This is a genomic window from Rhodococcus sp. LW-XY12 (assembly GCF_019317345.1).
GTDB classification, from domain to species: Bacteria; Actinomycetota; Actinomycetes; order Mycobacteriales; family Mycobacteriaceae; genus Rhodococcus; species Rhodococcus pyridinivorans.
This window is the reverse complement of record NZ_CP079225.1, coordinates 688,444-705,963: the sequence shown is the minus strand read 5'-3', so window position 1 is coordinate 705,963 and position 17,520 is coordinate 688,444. Positions and strand designations below refer to the sequence as shown.

General features: G+C 68.9%; 16 protein-coding genes. 4 read left to right on the top strand and 12 right to left on the bottom strand.

All coding sequences use genetic code 11. The features are described from left to right. The 7 genes from purL to KXC42_RS03300 all read right to left on the bottom strand — a co-directional run bounded on the left by purL (position 1) and on the right by KXC42_RS03300 (position 6,527). A complete protein-coding gene (purL, locus tag KXC42_RS03330; protein WP_219129926.1) occupies positions 1 to 2,280 on the bottom strand; it encodes a phosphoribosylformylglycinamidine synthase subunit PurL in 2,280 nt (759 codons plus the stop codon). A 67-nt stretch (positions 2,281 to 2,347) separates the two neighbouring features. Further along, positions 2,348 to 2,938 carry a Uma2 family endonuclease gene (locus KXC42_RS03325; protein WP_006551820.1) on the bottom strand — a complete coding sequence of 197 codons (591 nt, stop codon included), beginning with the start codon at positions 2,936 to 2,938 and terminating at the stop codon, positions 2,348 to 2,350. 80 nt (positions 2,939 to 3,018) lie between these two features. Beyond that, positions 3,019 to 4,314: a M18 family aminopeptidase gene (locus KXC42_RS03320; protein ID WP_219129925.1), complete on the bottom strand. Its 1,296-nt coding sequence runs from the start codon at positions 4,312 to 4,314 to the stop codon at positions 3,019 to 3,021. Positions 4,315 to 4,386: 72 nt separating this feature from the next. Next, positions 4,387 to 4,737 carry a VOC family protein gene (locus KXC42_RS03315; protein ID WP_033096835.1) on the bottom strand — a complete coding sequence of 117 codons (351 nt, stop codon included), beginning with the start codon at positions 4,735 to 4,737 and terminating at the stop codon, positions 4,387 to 4,389. Positions 4,738 to 5,085: 348 nt separating this feature from the next. Next, positions 5,086 to 5,763 (bottom strand): phosphoribosylformylglycinamidine synthase subunit PurQ, encoded by a 678-nt coding sequence (gene purQ, locus KXC42_RS03310; protein ID WP_006551823.1) that lies wholly within the window; start codon positions 5,761 to 5,763, stop codon positions 5,086 to 5,088. Continuing rightward, positions 5,760 to 6,005 (bottom strand): phosphoribosylformylglycinamidine synthase subunit PurS, encoded by a 246-nt coding sequence (gene purS / locus KXC42_RS03305; RefSeq protein WP_006551824.1) that lies wholly within the window; start codon positions 6,003 to 6,005, stop codon positions 5,760 to 5,762. Before purS ends, purQ begins: the two co-directional genes overlap by 4 nt. 126 nt (positions 6,006 to 6,131) lie before the next feature. After that, on the bottom strand, positions 6,132 to 6,527 hold the full coding sequence (locus KXC42_RS03300) for an LLM class flavin-dependent oxidoreductase (protein WP_006551825.1): 396 nt from the start codon (positions 6,525 to 6,527) through the stop codon (positions 6,132 to 6,134). A 188-nt stretch (positions 6,528 to 6,715) separates the two neighbouring features. On the opposite strand from KXC42_RS03300, the gene KXC42_RS03295 reads away from it, so the two are divergent. Then, positions 6,716 to 7,360 carry an MBL fold metallo-hydrolase gene (locus KXC42_RS03295; protein WP_006551826.1) on the top strand — a complete coding sequence of 215 codons (645 nt, stop codon included), beginning with the start codon at positions 6,716 to 6,718 and terminating at the stop codon, positions 7,358 to 7,360. Between the two features lie 94 nt (positions 7,361 to 7,454). Here KXC42_RS03295 and KXC42_RS03290 read toward each other — a convergent pair whose 3' ends face one another. Together KXC42_RS03290 and KXC42_RS03285 are read right to left on the bottom strand one after the other, a co-directional pair. Next, on the bottom strand, positions 7,455 to 9,098 hold the full coding sequence (locus tag KXC42_RS03290) for an FAD-binding dehydrogenase (RefSeq protein WP_219129924.1): 1,644 nt from the start codon (positions 9,096 to 9,098) through the stop codon (positions 7,455 to 7,457). A 58-nt stretch (positions 9,099 to 9,156) separates the two neighbouring features. Next, on the bottom strand, positions 9,157 to 9,861 hold the full coding sequence (locus KXC42_RS03285; RefSeq protein ID WP_200359420.1) for a DUF2334 domain-containing protein: 705 nt from the start codon (positions 9,859 to 9,861) through the stop codon (positions 9,157 to 9,159). A 138-nt stretch (positions 9,862 to 9,999) separates the two neighbouring features. Here KXC42_RS03285 and KXC42_RS03280 point away from each other — a divergent pair, with 138 nt between their 5' ends. Next, the gene (locus KXC42_RS03280) at positions 10,000 to 12,126 is read left to right on the top strand and encodes an FAD-dependent oxidoreductase (protein ID WP_219129923.1); all 2,127 of its coding nucleotides are present in this window, start codon (positions 10,000 to 10,002) and stop codon (positions 12,124 to 12,126) included. Positions 12,127 to 12,208: 82 nt separating this feature from the next. Here KXC42_RS03280 and bluB read toward each other — a convergent pair whose 3' ends face one another. From bluB to KXC42_RS03265, 3 genes are all read right to left on the bottom strand, one after another. Next, positions 12,209 to 12,868: a 5,6-dimethylbenzimidazole synthase gene (bluB, locus tag KXC42_RS03275; protein ID WP_219129922.1), complete on the bottom strand. Its 660-nt coding sequence runs from the start codon at positions 12,866 to 12,868 to the stop codon at positions 12,209 to 12,211. Position 12,869: 1 nt separating this feature from the next. Continuing rightward, positions 12,870 to 13,364 carry a glutathione peroxidase gene (locus KXC42_RS03270; protein ID WP_016695454.1) on the bottom strand — a complete coding sequence of 165 codons (495 nt, stop codon included), beginning with the start codon at positions 13,362 to 13,364 and terminating at the stop codon, positions 12,870 to 12,872. A 228-nt stretch (positions 13,365 to 13,592) separates the two neighbouring features. Next, on the bottom strand, positions 13,593 to 14,957 hold the full coding sequence (locus tag KXC42_RS03265; protein WP_039958022.1) for a cation:dicarboxylate symporter family transporter: 1,365 nt from the start codon (positions 14,955 to 14,957) through the stop codon (positions 13,593 to 13,595). Between the two features lie 262 nt (positions 14,958 to 15,219). On the opposite strand from KXC42_RS03265, the gene KXC42_RS03260 reads away from it, so the two are divergent. Together KXC42_RS03260 and KXC42_RS03255 are read left to right on the top strand one after the other, a co-directional pair. Next, complete coding sequence (locus KXC42_RS03260) at positions 15,220 to 16,773, top strand: sensor histidine kinase (protein WP_019290037.1); 1,554 nt, start codon at positions 15,220 to 15,222, stop codon at positions 16,771 to 16,773. After that, positions 16,770 to 17,462 carry a response regulator gene (locus KXC42_RS03255; RefSeq protein ID WP_006551834.1) on the top strand — a complete coding sequence of 231 codons (693 nt, stop codon included), beginning with the start codon at positions 16,770 to 16,772 and terminating at the stop codon, positions 17,460 to 17,462. Before KXC42_RS03260 ends, KXC42_RS03255 begins: the two co-directional genes overlap by 4 nt. Positions 17,463 to 17,520 lie beyond the last annotated feature (58 nt).

Here is a 17,520-nt window from a genome sequence, read left to right as displayed (position 1 = left end):
TTACCCGAACAGGGCAGGCAGGGTCCCTTCCCACACCTCGCGCAGCTCGGTCATGGGGATCGAGAACAGGCCCTGGATCTCGACGGAGTCGGATCCCTCGTCGACGACGCCGATGCGCACCCACGGCATGTTGCGTGCGGTGCACATGCCCGTGAAGCGCGATTCCTCGGTGCGCGGCACGGCCACGAGCACGCGGCCGGCAGATTCGGAGAACAACGTCACGAACGGATCGGCGGCCTCGGGGAGCAGCACGCGGCAGCCGGTCTCGCCCGCGAGTGCGGCCTCGACGACGGCCTGCGCGAGACCACCCTCGGACAGGTCGTGTGCGGCGGAGATCAGGCCGTCGCGCGAACCGGCGGTGAGGATCTCCGACAGCAGCCGCTCACGGTCGAGATCGACCTTCGGCGGGACACCACCGAGGTGGTCGTGTTCGACCTGCGCCCAGATGGAGCCGTCGAACTCGTCGCGGGTCTCGCCGAGCAGGATCAGCGTCTCGCCCGGCTCGAGGCCGACGCCGGTGGGGATGCGACGGTGCACATCGTCGATTACACCGAGCACCGCGACGACCGGGGTCGGCAGGATCGCGGTGGCGCCGGTCTGGTTGTAGAAGCTGACGTTGCCACCGGTGACGGGGATGCCGAGCTTCGCGCAGCCGTCCGCGAGGCCGCGCACGGCCTGCTGGAACTGCCACATCACGCCGGGGTCCTCGGGCGAACCGAAGTTCAGGCAGTTCGAGACGGCCTTCGGCGTCGAACCGGTGACGGCGACGTTGCGGTAGGCCTCGGCGAGGGCGAGCTGGGCGCCCGTGTACGGATCGAGCTGCGTGTAGCGGCCCGAAGCGTCGGTCGCGAGCGCGATGCCGCGGCCGGTCTCCTCGTCGATACGGACCACACCGGCGTCGGCGTTCTCGGCGAGCACCGTGTTGCCGCGCACGTAGCGGTCGTACTGCTCGGTGATCCACTTGCGGCTGCACAGCGCCGGCGACGCGAGCATCTTCAGCAGCGTCTCGCGCAGCTCGTCGGCGGTCTCCGGACGCTTCAGGCCGGCGGTGGTGTTCGCGATCAGCTCGTCCTGCGAGGCCGGGCGCTCGACGGGGCGCTCGTAGACCGGGCCCTCGTGCGCGACCGTGCGCGGCGGCACGTCGACGACGGTCTCGCCGTGCCAGTCGATGACGAGGCGGTCGCCGTCGGTGACCTCACCGATGACGGTGGCCAGGACGTCCCACTTCTTGCAGACGTCCATGAAGGCATCGACGTTGTCGGGCGTGACGACCGCGCACATGCGTTCCTGCGACTCCGAGGACAGCACCTCGGCCGGGGTCATGCCCTTCGCGCGCGTCGGGACACGCTCGAGGTTGATGTGCATGCCACCGTCGCCGGCGGCGGCGAGCTCGGAGGTCGCGCAGGACAGACCGGCACCGCCGAGGTCCTGGATGCCGACGACGAGCTTCTCGCGGTAGAGGTCGAGGCAGCACTCGATGAGCACCTTCTCGGTGAAGGGGTCGCCCACCTGCACGCTCGGGAGCTTCTTGGGGCGGCCGCCGGCGCTGTCGTCGAAGGTCTCGGAGGCGAGGACGGATACGCCGCCGATGCCGTCGAGGCCGGTGCGGGCGCCGAACAGGATGACCTTGTTGCCCGTGCCGGAAGCGTGGGCGAGGTGCAGGTCCTCCACGCGCATCGCACCCGCGCACAGCGCGTTCACGAGCGGGTTGCCCTGGTAGGAGGCGTCGAAGACGGTCTCGCCACCGACGTTGGGCAGGCCCAGGGAGTTGCCGTAGCCGCCGACACCGCGCACGACACCGTCGACGACGCGACGGGTGTCGGGGTGATCGGCGGCGCCGAAGCGGAGCTGGTCCATCACGGCGATCGGGCGGGCGCCCATGGCCATGATGTCGCGGACGATGCCGCCCACGCCGGTCGCGGCGCCCTGGTACGGCTCGATGTAGGACGGGTGGTTGTGCGACTCGACCTTGAAGGTGACGGCCCAGCCGTCGCCGATGTCGACGACGCCGGCGTTCTCACCGATGCCCGCGAGCATCGACTCACGCATCTCGTCGGTGGTGGTCTCGCCGAAATAGCGCAGGTGCACCTTCGACGACTTGTACGAGCAGTGCTCGGACCACATCACCGAGTACATGGCGAGTTCGGCGTCGGTGGGGCGACGGCCCAGGATCTCCTTGATCCGGGTGTACTCGTCTTCCTTCAGACCCAGCTCCCGATAGGGCTGAGCGGCGTCGGGGGTTTCGGCGGCGTGGGAGACGGTATCCACGTGCGGTGACACTGGGCGTCGGGTCCCTTCACTCTGGGATCGAAAACGGCAGGCCGGGCGGGAACTGCCGCGGATCAGTCTATCGTTGTGCAGGCGCGACGGGGTTCACCGGTGCGGGCACGAACCCCGACGGTGTGACGGCCACCTCGGTGCCCAGCGCATCGAGGGTGACGGTGCCCGAGTGCTCCCCGTCGAATCGGTACCACCCGTCGACGAGCGTGAAGGTCGCGATCACCGGCGGTCCGCCGAGATCGACGATCCAGTACTGCGGGACGCCGGCCTCCGCGTATTCGGAGAACTTCGTGACGCGGTCGGTGCGGGCCGTGCCGTCGACGGTGACCTCCACGACCAGCTTCACCTCGGAGATCGGCGCCCGATCGGGATCGGCGTCGACGAGGGAGCGTCCCACGACGATCACGTCGGGGCACCGCACCGTCAGCGGCTTCTCCGCGACCAGCACCTCGACGCCTCCGAGCGCGCACCATTCGTCGGGCAGCTTCTCGTCGAGGAGCAACGCCAGGGTCACCGCGGCATGATCGTGCGCCGCCCCCGGCGCGGGCGCGGCGAGGAGCACGCCCTCGCACACCTCCACATGGTGCCCGTCGGATTCGGGCAGGGCCGCCCACTCGTCGAGGGACAGCAGATGATCGGGGTAGGACGGGACGTCCACTGCATTCCCCCGTTCTCTCCGACCGGACACGACCGTCTTCAGTGTGTCACCGGCGGGTGCTTCGGGGCGGGCGAACGCGGTCACGATGCCGGGGTCAGGAAAGCGGTCAGGGCCTGCGCATAGCTCGCCACGTCGTCCGCGCCCATGAACTCGCGCGCCGAGTGCATGGCGAGCTGCGGGGCGCCGACGTCGACGGTCGTGATGCCGGTCCTCGACGCGGTGATCGGGCCGATCGTCGAGCCGCACGGCAGGTCGGCGCGGTGCACGTACCGCTGCAGCGGGACCCCCGCCTGCTCGCAGGCCAGCACGAAGGCTCCGGCGCCGGTCGCGTCGCTCGCGTAGCGCAGGTTCTGGTTCACCTTCAGGACCGGTCCGCCGTTGACCGCGATGCGGTGGGCGGGTTCGTGCCGCTCGGGGTAGTTGGGGTGCGTGGCGTGCGCCATGTCGCCGGACGCGACGATCGAGCCGGCGCGGGCGCGGAGGAACTCCTCCCGGCCGCCACCCCGGAGCAGGACGATCCGTTCGAGGACGGTGTCGAGCAGTTCCGAGAAGGCGCCGCGGTCGGACATGCTGCCGACCTCCTCATGGTCGAACAGGGCGAGGAGCGGCATCGGGCCACCGTGCGCTGCGACGTGTTCCGCGGCGGCGAGAAGGGCGTGCAGTCCGGCGTAGCAGGTGCCCTGGTTGTCGAGACGCGGTGCGCTGACCAGGTCGCGGCCCGGCCCGACGACCGCGCTCGGTGCGAGGTCGTGGGTCATCAGTTCCCAGCCGAGCACCGCGCCCGGGTCGATTCCGTGCTGCTCGGCGACCCACGCGATGAACGAGCGCGGTTCGGTGCCGACTCCCCAGACGCCGTTGACGTGGCGCTGCGGATCGAGCTGGACGCCCTTGCGGTCCTCGGACAGGTGGATGGCGAGCTGCGGGACACGCAGGACCGGCGCGTCGACTCGGACGAGGACGTCCTCGGTCGTCTCCGCCGCGCGCACGGTGAAGCGGCCGGAGATGCCGAGGTCGCGGTCGAGCCACGAGTTGAGCCACGCACCGCCGTACGGTTCGAGTCCCACCATCCGCCAGCCCGCCGATGTGAGGTCGGGATGCTGTTTGACGCGCAGGTTGGGGCTGTCGGTGTGCCCGCCGACGATGCGGAAGGGTGCGGCCGGATCGTCGGCGACACCCTCGGTGCTCCATGCGATCAGCGACCCGCCGCGTATCAGGAAGAAGCGTCCCGGTTCGGAGGGCCAGGCCTGCTGCTCGTGCAGTTCGACGAAGCCCGCCTCGGTCAGCGCCGCGGCGACGGTGGCGCAGACGTGGAACGGCGACGGCGACAGGTCGACGAAACTACAGAGACCCCGAGCATCGGCACGCGTGGAAGACATGACTGCATCTTCGCATCACGGACAGCGGGAGCGCCGACCGAAAGCGCCGGCCCGCTCTCCTCGTACCGAGTGTCAGTGCCCCTCGGCGACGCAGAACAGGTTGCCCTCGGGGTCGGCGAGCGTCACCCAGCGGAAGTCGTCGCCCATGTCCTCGCGGTGGACCTCCTTCGCGCCGGCCTGCACGAAGCGCTCGACCTCGGCGTCGAGGTCGGGGGCGGCGAGGTCGAGGTGCACGCGGTTCTTCCCGGGTGTCGGATCGGACACCTTCTGGAAGCCCAGCCTGATGCCCTGTGGCAGGGCGACGATGAAGAACCAGCCGTCGTTCTCCTGCTCGATGCGGCCGCCCGTACGCCCGGCCCACCATCTCGCGATCGGAGCCGGATCGGTCGTGTCGAAGGTGATCATCGCAATGGTCGCTGTCATGGCGCGACGGTACCGCCGGGGACCGACACGCAACGCCCGTCGACGGACAGGCCCGATTTGGGTAGTCCTACTCAGGACAGGACGATTCGGCTCCGGCAGACTGATCCGCGATGTCGCGCATGGGGGATGACGACGACATCGCGCCCGGGACTTGATCGGGGGGTCGAGCTCCGGGTTGTAGGGACGAGGGATTCCGCAGCCGATCGGGACGGTGGCGGGGTCCCTCGTTCCGTCTCTCCTGTTCCGGAACTTCGGTTCGAAGGATTCCTCGAGCCCGCCGGAACGAGCGACGCCCCCACGACCCGGGAGGGTCGATGGGGGCTTCGCCGGAAAATTCCGGTCAGGCGGTCACGCGTTGACGACCGCGTCCAGCACGCTGTAGAACATGCCGAGTCCGTCATCGCTGGGGCCGGTGAGCGCCTCGGTGGCGTGCTCGGGGTGCGGCATGAGACCGACGACCCGGCCGTTCGCCGACGAGATGCCGGCGATGCCGCGCTGCGAACCGTTCGGGTTGTCGCCCGCGAAGCGGAACACCACGCGACCTTCACCCTCGAGCTCGTCGAGCACCTTCTCCGATGCCTGGTAGCGGCCCTCACCCGACTTGAGCGGGATGAGGATCTCGGCGCCGGCCTCGTAGCGCGAGGTCCACGCGGTGGTGTTCGACTCGACCTTCAGCCACTCGTCGCGGCAGACGAAGTGCAGACCGGCGTTGCGGGTGAGCGCGCCGGGCAGCAGACCCGCCTCGCACAGCACCTGGAAGCCGTTGCAGATGCCGAGGACGGGCATGCCCTTCTGCGCGGCCTCGACGACCTTGCCCATCACCGGTGCGAACCGTGCGATGGCACCGCAGCGCAGGTAGTCGCCGTAGGAGAAGCCGCCGGGCACGATCACCGCGTCGACCCCCTTGAGATCGGCGTCCCCGTGCCACAGGCTCACGGCCTCACCACCGGCGAGCTTCACCGCGCGGGAGGCGTCGACGTCGTCGAGCGTGCCCGGGAAGGTGATGACTCCGATGCGTGCGCTCATGCGTCACCGTCGATCCGCCGGATGGCCCAGTCCTCGATCACCGTGTTGGCGAGCAACGACTCGGCGATCTTCTCGAGCTCCTCGTCGCCGACGCTGCCGTCGACTTCGAGCTCGAAACGCTTACCCTGACGGACGTCGGTCACGCCCGCGAAGCCCAGCCGCGACAGCGCCCCGGTGATGGCCTGACCCTGGGGGTCGAGAATCTCGGCTTTGGGCATGACTTCGACGACGACACGCGCCACGTGCTGCTCCTCGGTAGTAGTGCTGGCGCCCGGGGACGGACACCGGACATCCAGCAGTTTACCGGCCGTGGCCACCGGGAAGGGCATCGGCCGAGGTCCCGCTCGTGCGAGACCCGTCACCCCCGTTCAACGCCGCTCGGCAGCAACGAGTTCGCGCACGCGGGGCGCGACCTCACCGGCGAAACGTTCGAGGTCGGACCGCGACCCGTCCGCGGTCTCCGCGAAGGTGCCGGAGATGTTGTAGAGCCGGCGGATCGCGGCGGGATCACGCCCGGCACGGTGCGCGCCCTCGTCGACGCGAGCGCTCATCTCCCCCAGCTTCTCGGGCCCGGCGGCGAACGAACTCGGCAGCCATCCGCCGGCGAAGCGGCCGGTGACGTCGAGCATCCGCTTGCCGTAGGCGCCGAGCCAGATGCCGAGAGCGTGCGCGGGGAACGGGCCCCGCTTCGCGCCGGTCAGCCGGTAGTACGTGCCGTCGATCCCGGCCGCGCCCTTCTCGTCCGACCACAGAGCACGGATCACCCCGATCGCCTCGATCAGTGCGTCGACCGCTTCGCCGGGGCTGCGATGCGGTCCAGGCGCTCTCCGACACCACGGCGAGGTCGACGACGCCCGCCGGATCGGCAGCGGACGGCGTGAGGAAGCTGCCGAAGCGGAGTTCCTGTCCGTGAGTCGGTCATCGGGCTCCTCCCGACGGCATACTCGACGACATGCAACTGACCCATTTCGGCCATTCCTGCATCCTCGTCGAACACCTCGGCGCGAAGCTCCTTTTCGACCCCGGAAATTTCTCCCACGGGTTCGAGGGCATCACCGGACTCGACGCGATCCTCGTGACCCACCAGCATCCCGACCACGCCGATACCACCCGGCTGCCCGCGCTCCTCGAGGCCAACCCCGGAGCGCAGTTGTTCTCCGACCCGCAGTCGGCGAACCTGCTCGACGGCGACTGGACCGCGGTGCGTCCCGGCGACTCCTTCTCGGTGGGTTCGCTGACCGTACGCGGCACCGGCGGACGGCACGCGGTGATCCACCCCGACATGCCCGTCATCGACAACACGGCCTTCCTCGTGGGCGACGACGAGAATCCGTCGCGGCTGCTGCACCCCGGCGACTCGCTGTACATCCCGCACGAGCGCGTCGACGTGCTGGCCCTGCCGTCGACCGCGCCGTGGCTCAAGATCTGGGAGGCGATCGACTACCTGCGCGCGGTGAATCCGCGGGTCGCCGTGCCGATCCACCAGGGCATCGTCAACGACAACGGTCGCGGCATCTTCTACGGCCGGTACAGCGAGATGGCGCCGGAGGGCACCGAATTCCGCGTGCTGCCGCACGAAGACGGCGTCGAGGTCTGACGCTGCGGAGCGCGAAACGGTCGTCGGCGCGGGATGTTTCGCGCTCCTACGACCGTTTTGCGCTCTGCTGTCCCAGTCGACGCCGACGGGAGGTTCAGCGGGCGGCGGCGCGACCCGCCGCCCGTCCCGAGAAGATGCAACCGCCGAGGAAGGTGCCCTCGAGCGACCGGTAGCCGTGGACGCCGCCACCACCGAAGCCGGCGACCTCACCGGCGGCGAAGAGTCCGTCGAAGACCGACCCGTCCGACCGCAGCACGCGCGAGGACAGGTCGGTCTCGAGCCCGCCGAGCGTCTTGCGGGTGAGCAGGTGCAACTTGACCGCGATGAGCGGTCCGGCCTTGGGGTCGAGGATCCGGTGCGGCGCCGCGATGCGGACGACGCGATCGGGTGCGTAGGCCCGTGCCGAGCGCACCGCCGCGACCTGCAGGTCTTTGGTGTACTTGTTGTCCATCTCGCGGTCCCGGGCCTCGACCACCGAACGCACCTGCTCGTAGTCGAGCGGCGCCTCGGGGGTGAGTTCGTTCATGCCCGCGACGAGATCGGCGAGCGTGTCGCGGACGACGAAGTCGACACCGCGTTCCTTGAAGGCCTCGACCGGTCCGGGGGCACCCGACCTGACCCGCTGCAGCAGCAGGCGGAGGCTGCGCCCGGTGAGGTCGGGATTCTGCTCGGAGCCGGAGAGCCCGAACTCCTTCTCGATGATCTTCTGGTCGAGCACGAACCAGGTGTGGTCGTAACCCGTGCTCACGATGTACTCGAGGGTGCCGAGCGTGTCGAAGCCGGGGAACAACGGCACCGGCAACCGCTTGCCGGTGGCGTCGAGCCACAGCGACGACGGGCCGGGCAGGATGCGGATGCCGTGATCGGGCCACACCGGGTCGTAGTTGGTGATGCCCTCGGTGTAGTGCCACATGCGGTCGCGGTTGACGATGTTCCCGCCGGCCTTCTCGGTGATCTCGAGCATCCGGCCGTCGACGTGCGCGGGCACACCGCTGAGCATGTGCTTCGGCGGCTCCCCCATCCGCTTCGGCCAGTTCTTCTTCACGAGGTCGTAGTTGCCGCCGATCCCGCCGGAGGTGACGATCACGGCTCCGGCGGAGAACTCGAAGTCCCCGACGACGGTGCGGGAGGACGCCACGCCGCGCGCCGCGTCGGTGGGCTCGAGGATCGCTCCGCGCACACCGGTGGCAGCGCCGTCGGTGACGACGAGTTCGTCGACCCGGTGGCGGTGCTTCAGCGCGACGAGACCGCGTTCGACGCCTTCGCGGAGCTTGCGCTCGAAGATCTCGACGAGGCCCGGACCGGTACCCCAGGTGATGTGGAATCGCGGGACCGAGTTGCCGTGCCCTGCAGCGTCGTATCCGCCGCGTTCGGCCCAGTTGACCATCGGGAAGATCTTCAGCCCGCGCTGCTCGAGCCAGGCGTGCTTCTCCCCCGCGGCGAACTCGACGTAGGCCTGGGCCCAGCGCCGCGGCCAGCGGTCCTCGATCTCGCGGTCGAAGCCGGCGGTCCCCATCCAGTCCTGCAAGGCGAGTTCGTAGGAATCCTTGATCCCGAGTCGTCGCTGTTCGGGACTGTCGACGAAGAACAACCCACCGAACGACCAGAAGGCCTGCCCACCAATGTTGTTCGAGTTCTCCTGATCGACCAGCAGAACCTTGCGACCGGCGTCGATCAGTTCACCGACCGCCACGAGCCCCGCGAGTCCCGCCCCCACCACGATCACGTCAGCATCCATGGCCGCCAACATTACCGAGCGGATGCGGCGACCGGGAGCACCGGCGGGCCAGGCGGGATCACGCCACGCGGCTGTTCGACGGACGCGGCCGCCAGGCGTGGACGGTCGGTTCGGCACCGTGGTGCAGCGCGAGGTCGACGGCGTCGAGGATCGCCTGCCGGGGTCCGGACTCGGCGAGCCGGGGAGCGGCGATCGCCAGACGCAGCAGCTCCCCGCGCCGCGCCGTCCGCGACGCGCCCATCACCATCGCGCGGCAGCGCCACACGTCCGACCCCGCACCGTCACCGAGCGCGTACAGCCGCGTCTTCGTCACGGTGCCCGCCACCAGATCGTGGATCCCCGCGTTGTCCGCCATCATCCGGAAACCGACCTGCGGAAGTGCTGTCACTGCGCCCGGCGACGCGCGCCATCGCGGTGGTGTGAACAGCCGGGTGCGCAGTCCGGTCTCCTCGAGCACACGGTCGGCGGCGAGCAGGCGCAACCGTGCTTCGTGCTCGGGCAGCGTCGCGAACTCGGCGCGACGTCGCTTCGTCGCCGCCTGGTCGTAACCGTGCAGCACGATCGCGTCGCCGCCCTCGCGTCGCTCGAGCAGCCACTCCTGCGTCGCCGGATCCCGCACGAGGCGGTAGTGGTCTTTCAGGCGGGGTGCGACGAACAGCGACAACGGCACTCCACGCGCGTCCGTCTCACGGGCGAAGGCGTCCACGAGGTCGCGCGTGACGTCCCGGATCCCCGACACCGACACGATCATCCGTCCGCTCATGCCCCCGAGCCTGCTGCACTCGGGTGAACGGCGTCCTGCCCGACCGGGAAGTCCGGATGAAGACTCGGGCCGGCGATCCGCATCCCGTTCATCGGGACAGTGTCGACGGCCACACGGAGCCGGGCATACCGTCCGGGCGTGGCAGTCCCGAACCAGACCTATACGCGCCTTCTCTCCCCCGGCACCATCGGGCCGATCACCCTGGACAACCGCGTGGTGATGCCCGCCATGGACATGAACCTCTGCGAGGACGGGGAGATCGAGCAGGGCGACATCGATCATTTCGTCGCCCGCGCGGCCGGAGGCACCGGGCTGATCGTCACCGGATGCTGCGCGGTCGCCTATCCGGCGGGATGCACCAGCACGAAGGAACCCGGCCTGTCCGAGGACCGGTTCATCCCCGGCCTCCGCGCACTGACCGACGCCGTCCACGAGGCCGGCAGCAAACTGTGCGTGCAGATGGTGCACCACGGCAAGGTCGCCCGTATCGACACCCTGCAGGGCCGGCCGCAGCTCGTGCCGAGCATCCCGAAGCCGCCGAGCGACATGAGCGCCATGGCCGACTGCACGCCCGCGGAACTGCAGCGCATGGCATCGATCCAGGGTGGCGCGCAGGCCACCTACAACGAGGCCTCCGAGAGCGACATCGAATGGTTGATCCGGATGTTCGCCGAGGCCGCGGGCCGGGTCGCCGCCGCCGGAGCGGACGCCGTCGAGATCCACGCCGCCCACAACTACGTGCTCGGCGCCTTCCTCAGCCGCTACACGAACCAGCGCACCGACGGATACGGCGGGTCGCTGGAGAACCGGGCCCGGCTGACCTGCGAGGTGATCCGCGCGGTCAAGGCCGAGGTCGGCGACCGCCTCGCCGTCATCGTGCGGCTGGCAGGGCAGGAATACGGTGAGACGGACGGCCTGACCGTCGAGGAATCCGCTGCTGCCGCAGTGCTGTTCGAGCAGGCCGGTGCCGATGCACTCCACGTCACTGGCACCGCGCTGAACGCGTTCGCGAATTTCACCGACGGCCCGTTGCCGGACAAGGTCGGCTACTACACCCACAACGCGGCGGTCATCAAGCGTGCGGTGTCGATCCCCGTCATCACCGTCGGCCGCATGCTGCCGGAGGTCAGCGAGCGAATGATCGCCGAGGGCGTCACCGACTTCGTCGCGATGGGACGTCAGTTGCTGGCCGATCCCGCGCTCGTCGCCAAGCTGAAGCAGGGCCGCAGCGAGCAGATCCGCCCGTGCATCAACTGCTATGTGTGCGTGCAGGAGAACTTCTGGGATGCCACGCCCATCTGTGCGGTCAATCCGGCGCTGGGCAACGAGACACTCGTGCCGTTCGTCCGCACTGCGGCGCCGAAGCACGTCGTCGTGGTGGGTGCCGGGCCGGGCGGCCTCGAGACTGCGCGGGTCGCCACCGAGCGCGGGCACCGCGTCACCGTCCTGGACAAGACCGACCGGCTGGGCGGGACCCTGTGGTTCTCGACCCTCACCACCCCCGACAACGAGCGGCTGCTGAAATGGCTGACGGCCGAGGTCACCCGCCTCGGCATCGACGTGCGGCTCGGCGCCGAGGCCACCTCCGCATCGATCCGCGCCCTGAAGCCGGACGTGGTGGTCGTCGCGACGGGCGCCGTGCGGGAACGTCCCACCGTGCCGGGCGGGGACTTGCCGCACGTGCACACCGGCGACAGCATGCGTGCGCTCATGACGGGTGCGGGCGACGTCTCCGATCAGTCCCCGGTGCTGCGGGTGATGGGCCGGGTGGGCAGGCTCGCCGGTATCACCACGAGCCCTCGGAGGATCCGTGATCTGAGCCGGCGGTTCCTGCGTTTCCTGCCGATGGCGAAGGACGTCGTCGTGATCGGCGGGTCGCTCGTCGGGCTCGAACTCGCGGAGTTCATGGCCGAGCGGGGAAGCCGGGTGACGCTGCTCGCCGAGGGGAAGCAGCTCGGGGTGCCGATGGCGATGCCGCGCCGGTGGACCGCCGTCAAGCACGCGCGCGAGGTCGGCCTCGAGGTGCATCGTGGTGCGACGGTTCAGCGCATCACCCCGAAGACGGTGGAGTTCACCGTGGGTGGCGAGACGAAATCGGTACGCGCCCGCATGGTCGTGGTCGCGTCCGGTGTGTCGGCGGCAGCACCGCTCGCCGACGAACTGGCCGGCTCGGACATCGATGTCCGCGTCGTCGGGGACGCGGGTCGGGTCGACTACATCGAGGGCGCCATCCACAGTGCCTGGAAGGTCGCGACCGAACTCTGAAAACAGGCAGGTGACGACCGATCTGTGAAACAGCGGGTGGCGGCCGGCTCGCGCACTCACGAACCGGTCGCCACCCGTCGGATCAGGCTTCCCGGTCACCCGGCGCCGCGAACCTGTCGCGGTGCACGGCCTCCTCGAGCCGGCGCCCCTTGCGCCAGCCGAACCGTTCGAGGTCGGGTATCTCCTGGAGCCGCGTGACCGGCCCGACACACAGCCACGCGATGGGACGCACGGGTGCGCTCACTCCGACGAAGTGGGCGAGGAAGTCCTCCTCGTAGAACGACACCCATCCCACGCCGAGGCCCTCGGCGGTCGCGGCGAGCCACAGGTTCTGGATCGCCAGCACGGCCGAGAACAGGCCGGATTCGTCGATGGTGTGACGGCCGAGGATGTGCTTGCCGCCGCGTTCGGGGTCGTAGGTGACGACGACGCCGGTCCCCGATTCGACGATGCCTTCGATCTTGATGGGGTCGAAGGTGCTCTTCCGGTCCTCGGGGAGCGAGTCGGCGAACGCCTGCCGGCAACCGGCGACGTGCTCGGCGAACTCCTTCAGCCGCTGTTCGTCCTGTACGACGACGAAGTCCCAGGGCTGGGTGTTGCCGACACTGGGTGCGTGATGGGCGGCCCGCAGGATGCGCATCAGCGTGTCCTCGTCGAGCCGTTCCCCGCTGAATTCTGCACGGACGTCGCGACGCATGCGGATGATGTCGTACAGCGCGTCCCGCGCTTCTGTGCCGAACATGTCAGGCCGGCAGGATCTCTTCGAGGGCGTCGAGGATCTCGGGCGCATCCGGTTCCGTGCGGGGACGGAAGCGCGCGGCGACCGTGCCGTCGGGAGCGATGAGGAACTTCTCGAAGTTCCACTGGATGTCGCCGGCCTCGCCGGAGGCATCCGGGTGCTTGGTGAGCTCGGCGTAGAGCGGATGCCGGTTCTCGCCGTTGACCTCGATCTTCTCGAGCAGCGGGAAGGTCACGCCGTAGGTGGCGGAGCAGAACTCCTGGATCTCCTCCGGCGTTCCGGGCTCCTGACCCATGAACTGGTTACACGGCACGCCCACGACGAACAGTCCGCGGTCGCGATATTCCTGCGCGAGCTTCTCGAGTGCCGTGTACTGCGGGGTCAGGCCGCACTTGGACGCGACGTTCACGACGAGTACCGCGTGGCCCTCGTACGCGCCGAGATTCGTGGGTTCACCCGAGAGGGTGTTGATCGGGATGTCCTGGAGAGGCGTGGTCATGCACCCAAACTATCGTGTGCCCGATCACTCCCCCGAACATCGGCGTGCTACATCTTCTCCCCCGGCAGCGCGGCGGCCTGTCTCACCCACTTCCGGACCTTCTCCTCGTCGAGGTCCTCGAGCCGGCGGATGTCGTGATAACGCCGCCGGCGCGTAGTCGCTACAGAAATAGCTGTCCGCTACGGAAAATTTCCGTAGCGGACAGCCATTGTCGTAGCGGATGCCGGATCAGACGGACACCTTCTCCAGCTTCGCCGGTTCGCGCTCGGGAGCGGGCTCGTGATCGTCGACCATCATGCTTTCGTCGAACGGCAGCCGTCCGCTGAGCACCTCGTCGACGCGGTCACGGTCCACCGACTTGGTCCACGTGCCGATGAGCAGGGTCGCGATGGCGTTGCCGGAGAAGTTGGTGACGGCACGCGCCTCGGACATGAACCGGTCGACACCGACGATCAGGCCGACACCGTCGAGCAGGTCGGGGCGGTGGCTCTGCAGACCGCCGGCCAGCGTCGCCAGACCGGCACCGGTGACCCCGGCCGCACCCTTCGAGGCGACGATCATGAACAGCAGGAGCGAGATCTGCTCACCCATGTTCAGGGGACTGCCCATCGCGTCGGACACGAACAGGGCGGCCATCGTCAGGTAGATCGCGGTGCCGTCCAGGTTGAACGAGTAACCGGTGGGCACGACCACGCCGACGGTGGTGCGCTGGACACCGAGGTGCTCCATCTTGGCGATCAGACGCGGCAGCGCGGACTCCGACGACGACGTCGCGAAGATGAGGAGGTACTCGCGGGCGAGGTACTTCACGAGCTTGAACACCGAGACACCGGCGACGGCCCGCAGCAGCGATCCGAGGACGCCGAAGACGAACACGACGCACGTGAGGTAGAAGGCGATCATCAGCACACCGAGCTGCAGGACCGCGCTCAGTCCGGTCTGGCCGACGACGTTGGCGATGGCGCCGAATGCACCGATCGGGGCGAGCCACAGGATCATCGTCAGGATGCGGAAGACGAGCTTCTGCAGGTGGGCGATGCCACGGAGGATCGGTTCACCCGACTTGCCGATGCCCTGGATCGCGAAGCCGACGAGCAGCGCCACGAACAGGGTCTGCAGGACGCTGCCGGCAGTGAGTGCGGAGAGCAGGGAGGTCGGAATGATCGACGCGATGAAGTCGACGGTGCCGCCGGCCGCGTGTGCCTTCTCGGCGAGTTCGGCACCCGATCCGGCGTTGGCCGGATCGAGGGTGAGCCCCGAACCCGGGTCGAGCAGGTTGCCCACACCCAGGCCGATCGCGAGGGCCACGGTCGACATGCCCACGAAGTAGATCAGCGCGAGTCCACCGATCCGGCCGACGCTCGCCGCTGCCCGGACCGACCCGATGCCGAGCACGATGGTGCAGAAGATCACCGGGCTGATCATCATCTTGATCAGGTCGACGAACATGGTGCCGAGGACACCGAGCGACTTGCCCGTCTCGGGGGCCAGCCATCCGACGGCGATACCGGCGACGACGGCGATGATGACGCCGATGTACAGCCAGTGGGTACGGTCGCGGCGTTTCTCGCCCCGCACGGTTGTGGTGCTCATGGAGTGCCCTTCGATCATGCGCGGGCTCGTCGCGCGATGTTCACGGATAACGGGATGCGGTGACGCACCGGCGAGGACTCGGGAATCGACCGTGGTTCGGTCGGGTACTACGGGACCCTGGTAGGGGCCGCTCCGCGCCCGGGTGGTGACCGGCATCACGTCCACATAAGGACATGGTGGTGGCCGGGTCGCCGCGGGAGAAGTTTGTGTACATAGTGTTCACGGGAGGTGAACGGTGAACCGTCGCCAGTCGAGACCGCCGATGAGCGTGGCGGGCCAGCTGCTCATCCTCCAGCTGGTGGTGTTCACGGTGATAGCGATCGTGGCGGGTGCGCTCATCGTCGTCGACGAACGCCGCGACGCCGACGAGGCCACGCGCCGCACCGTGACGGATATCGCAGTGACAGCCGCGCTCTTCCCGGAGGTCGCGGACGGGTTGCTCTCCCCCGATCCGACCGCAGCGCTCCAGCCCCGCGCCGAGCAGATCCGCGAGGCGACAGGGGTGGACTTCGTCGTCGTCGTGGACCCCGAGGGCATCCGCGTGACACATCCGGTGCCGGAGCAGATCGGGTTGCCGTACACGGGCCACACCGATGAGGCCCGTTCGGGCACGCCGTTCACCGAGACGTACACGGGCAGCCTCGGATCGTCGATCCGCACCATCGCGCCGGTCTACGACGACGGCACGCTCGTCGGATTCGTGTCGGTCGGGGTGACACGGGAGAGGATCGCCGAGAACTTCGTGCGGAGCCTTCCGGGCATCGTCGGCCTGGTGGCGGCCGGGCTCGTGGTCACCGCGGCGGGCGGATACCTGATCGCGCGGCGCCTGCGCCGTCAGACCCTCGGGCTCGATCCCGACCAGCTGCGGCGCATGTACGAACACCACGACGCCGTCCTGCACTCGATCGGCGAAGGGCTGCTGGTGTTCGGTGGAGCACCCGGCGCCTCACCGCAGGTCGACGTCGTCAACGACGAGGCACGCCGCCTGCTCGGCCTTCCCCCGACCGGGCCGGTCCCCTTCGACGCCCTGCCCGAGACACTGCGCGAACTCGCAACCACCGGCGAGGCACGCGACGAGGTGCACCTGACGCGCGACCGCACCCTCGTCGTCAACAGCGACGCGGTGAACTGGAACGAGCGCCGCATCGGCACCGTCGTCACCCTCCGCGACCACACCGAGTTGCGCGGTGTCCTCGGTGAACTCGACTCGGTCCGCGGATTCGCCGAGTCGCTGCGGGCGCAGGCCCACGAGTCGGCGAACCGTCTGCACACCATCGTCACGATGGTCGAACTCGGCCGGACGGAGGAGGCGGTCGCGTTCGCGACGCAGGAACTGGCGGTCTCCCAGCACCTGATCGACAGGTTGACAAGTGCCATCCACGAGCCGGCGCTGTCGGCGTTGCTGCTCGGCAAGATCGACGAGGCGGCCGAGCGAGGTGTGGAACTGACCGTCACCGACGACACGGAACTGGGCCCGGTTCCGTCCATCCCGGCGCGCGATATCGTCACCCTCGTCGGGAATCTCATCGACAACGCCATCGACGCCTCCCATGCGTCGGACGACCCATGGGTGGAGGTGACTGTGCGTCGGGACGATTCGTCGATGATCGTCGAGGTCGCCGACAGCGGGCCGGGGATGTCGCCGGAGGTGCTGGCCCAGGCCATGCAGCGCGGCTACTCCACCAAGTCCGAGCAGCGCGGCCTCGGACTCGCACTCGTCGCCCAGGTCGTGGCGCGTCACGGGGGAACTCTGCGCACCGAACCGTCGCTGGGTTCGATGATCGTCGCCGTGATCCCCTTGGAGAGCCGGTCGTGATCCGGGTGCTCGTCGTCGAGGACGAACCTCTCATCGCCGAGGCCCACCGCGAATACGTCGGGAGGGTGGACGGGTTCGAGGTGGTAGGTGTCGCGCACACGGGTAGCGACGCCGTGCGGGCGGTCGCGTCGGCTGCGCGGGTGGGCACACCGGTGGATCTGGTGCTGCTCGACATCGGGCTCCCCGACACGAGCGGCCTCGAAGTGGCTGCACGCCTGAGCGCCGGTCGTCCGAGTCCCGACATCATCGCCGTCACGTCGAACCGCGATCTGGAGGTCGTGCGGACGGCGGTCGCGCGGGGTGTGGTGCTGTATCTGCTCAAGCCGTTCACCTTCGCGGCACTGCAGGACAAGCTCGAACAGTACGTGGCCTACCGCTCGGCGTTGCGCGACGCCGAGACCGCGGCGGGCCAGCACGATATCGATCGCGCCATGTCGGCTCTGCGCACGAGCAGTTCCCGTCCGTCCACACCCAAGGGCATCTCCCCCGACACGCTGTCGAAGATCACCGATTTCCTTCATCACGCCGACGGGCCGCGAACCGCTGCGGAAGTCGGATCGGCCGTGGGGGTCTCACGCGTGACGGCGTGGCGTTACCTCGAACGGCTCGCCGACGACGGAGCCGCGACCCGCATCACCGAGTACGGCCGCGCCGGCCGGCCTCAGGTCCGGTACGAACTGCGCAGGTGAGCGATCTGCTATCGGCTACACAGTTCGTCATTCGCGTCGGCAATTGCTGCGGCGAATA

Coding starts and splice junctions, on each gene's coding strand:
- KXC42_RS03260 (WP_019290037.1), top strand. CDS start 15,220: ATGAGCGTGGCGGGCCAGCTGCTCATCCTCCAGCTGGTGGTGTTCACG.
- bluB (WP_219129922.1), bottom strand. CDS start 12,868: ATGTTCGGCACAGAAGCGCGGGACGCGCTGTACGACATCATCCGCATG.
- KXC42_RS03320 (WP_219129925.1), bottom strand. CDS start 4,314: ATGTCTTCCACGCGTGCCGATGCTCGGGGTCTCTGTAGTTTCGTCGAC.
- KXC42_RS03295 (WP_006551826.1), top strand. CDS start 6,716: ATGCAACTGACCCATTTCGGCCATTCCTGCATCCTCGTCGAACACCTC.
- KXC42_RS03315 (WP_033096835.1), bottom strand. CDS start 4,737: ATGACAGCGACCATTGCGATGATCACCTTCGACACGACCGATCCGGCT.
- KXC42_RS03265 (WP_039958022.1), bottom strand. CDS start 14,957: ATGAGCACCACAACCGTGCGGGGCGAGAAACGCCGCGACCGTACCCAC.
- KXC42_RS03270 (WP_016695454.1), bottom strand. CDS start 13,364: ATGACCACGCCTCTCCAGGACATCCCGATCAACACCCTCTCGGGTGAA.
- KXC42_RS03290 (WP_219129924.1), bottom strand. CDS start 9,098: ATGGATGCTGACGTGATCGTGGTGGGGGCGGGACTCGCGGGGCTCGTG.
- KXC42_RS03285 (WP_200359420.1), bottom strand. CDS start 9,861: ATGAGCGGACGGATGATCGTGTCGGTGTCGGGGATCCGGGACGTCACG.
- purQ (WP_006551823.1), bottom strand. CDS start 5,763: ATGAGCGCACGCATCGGAGTCATCACCTTCCCGGGCACGCTCGACGAC.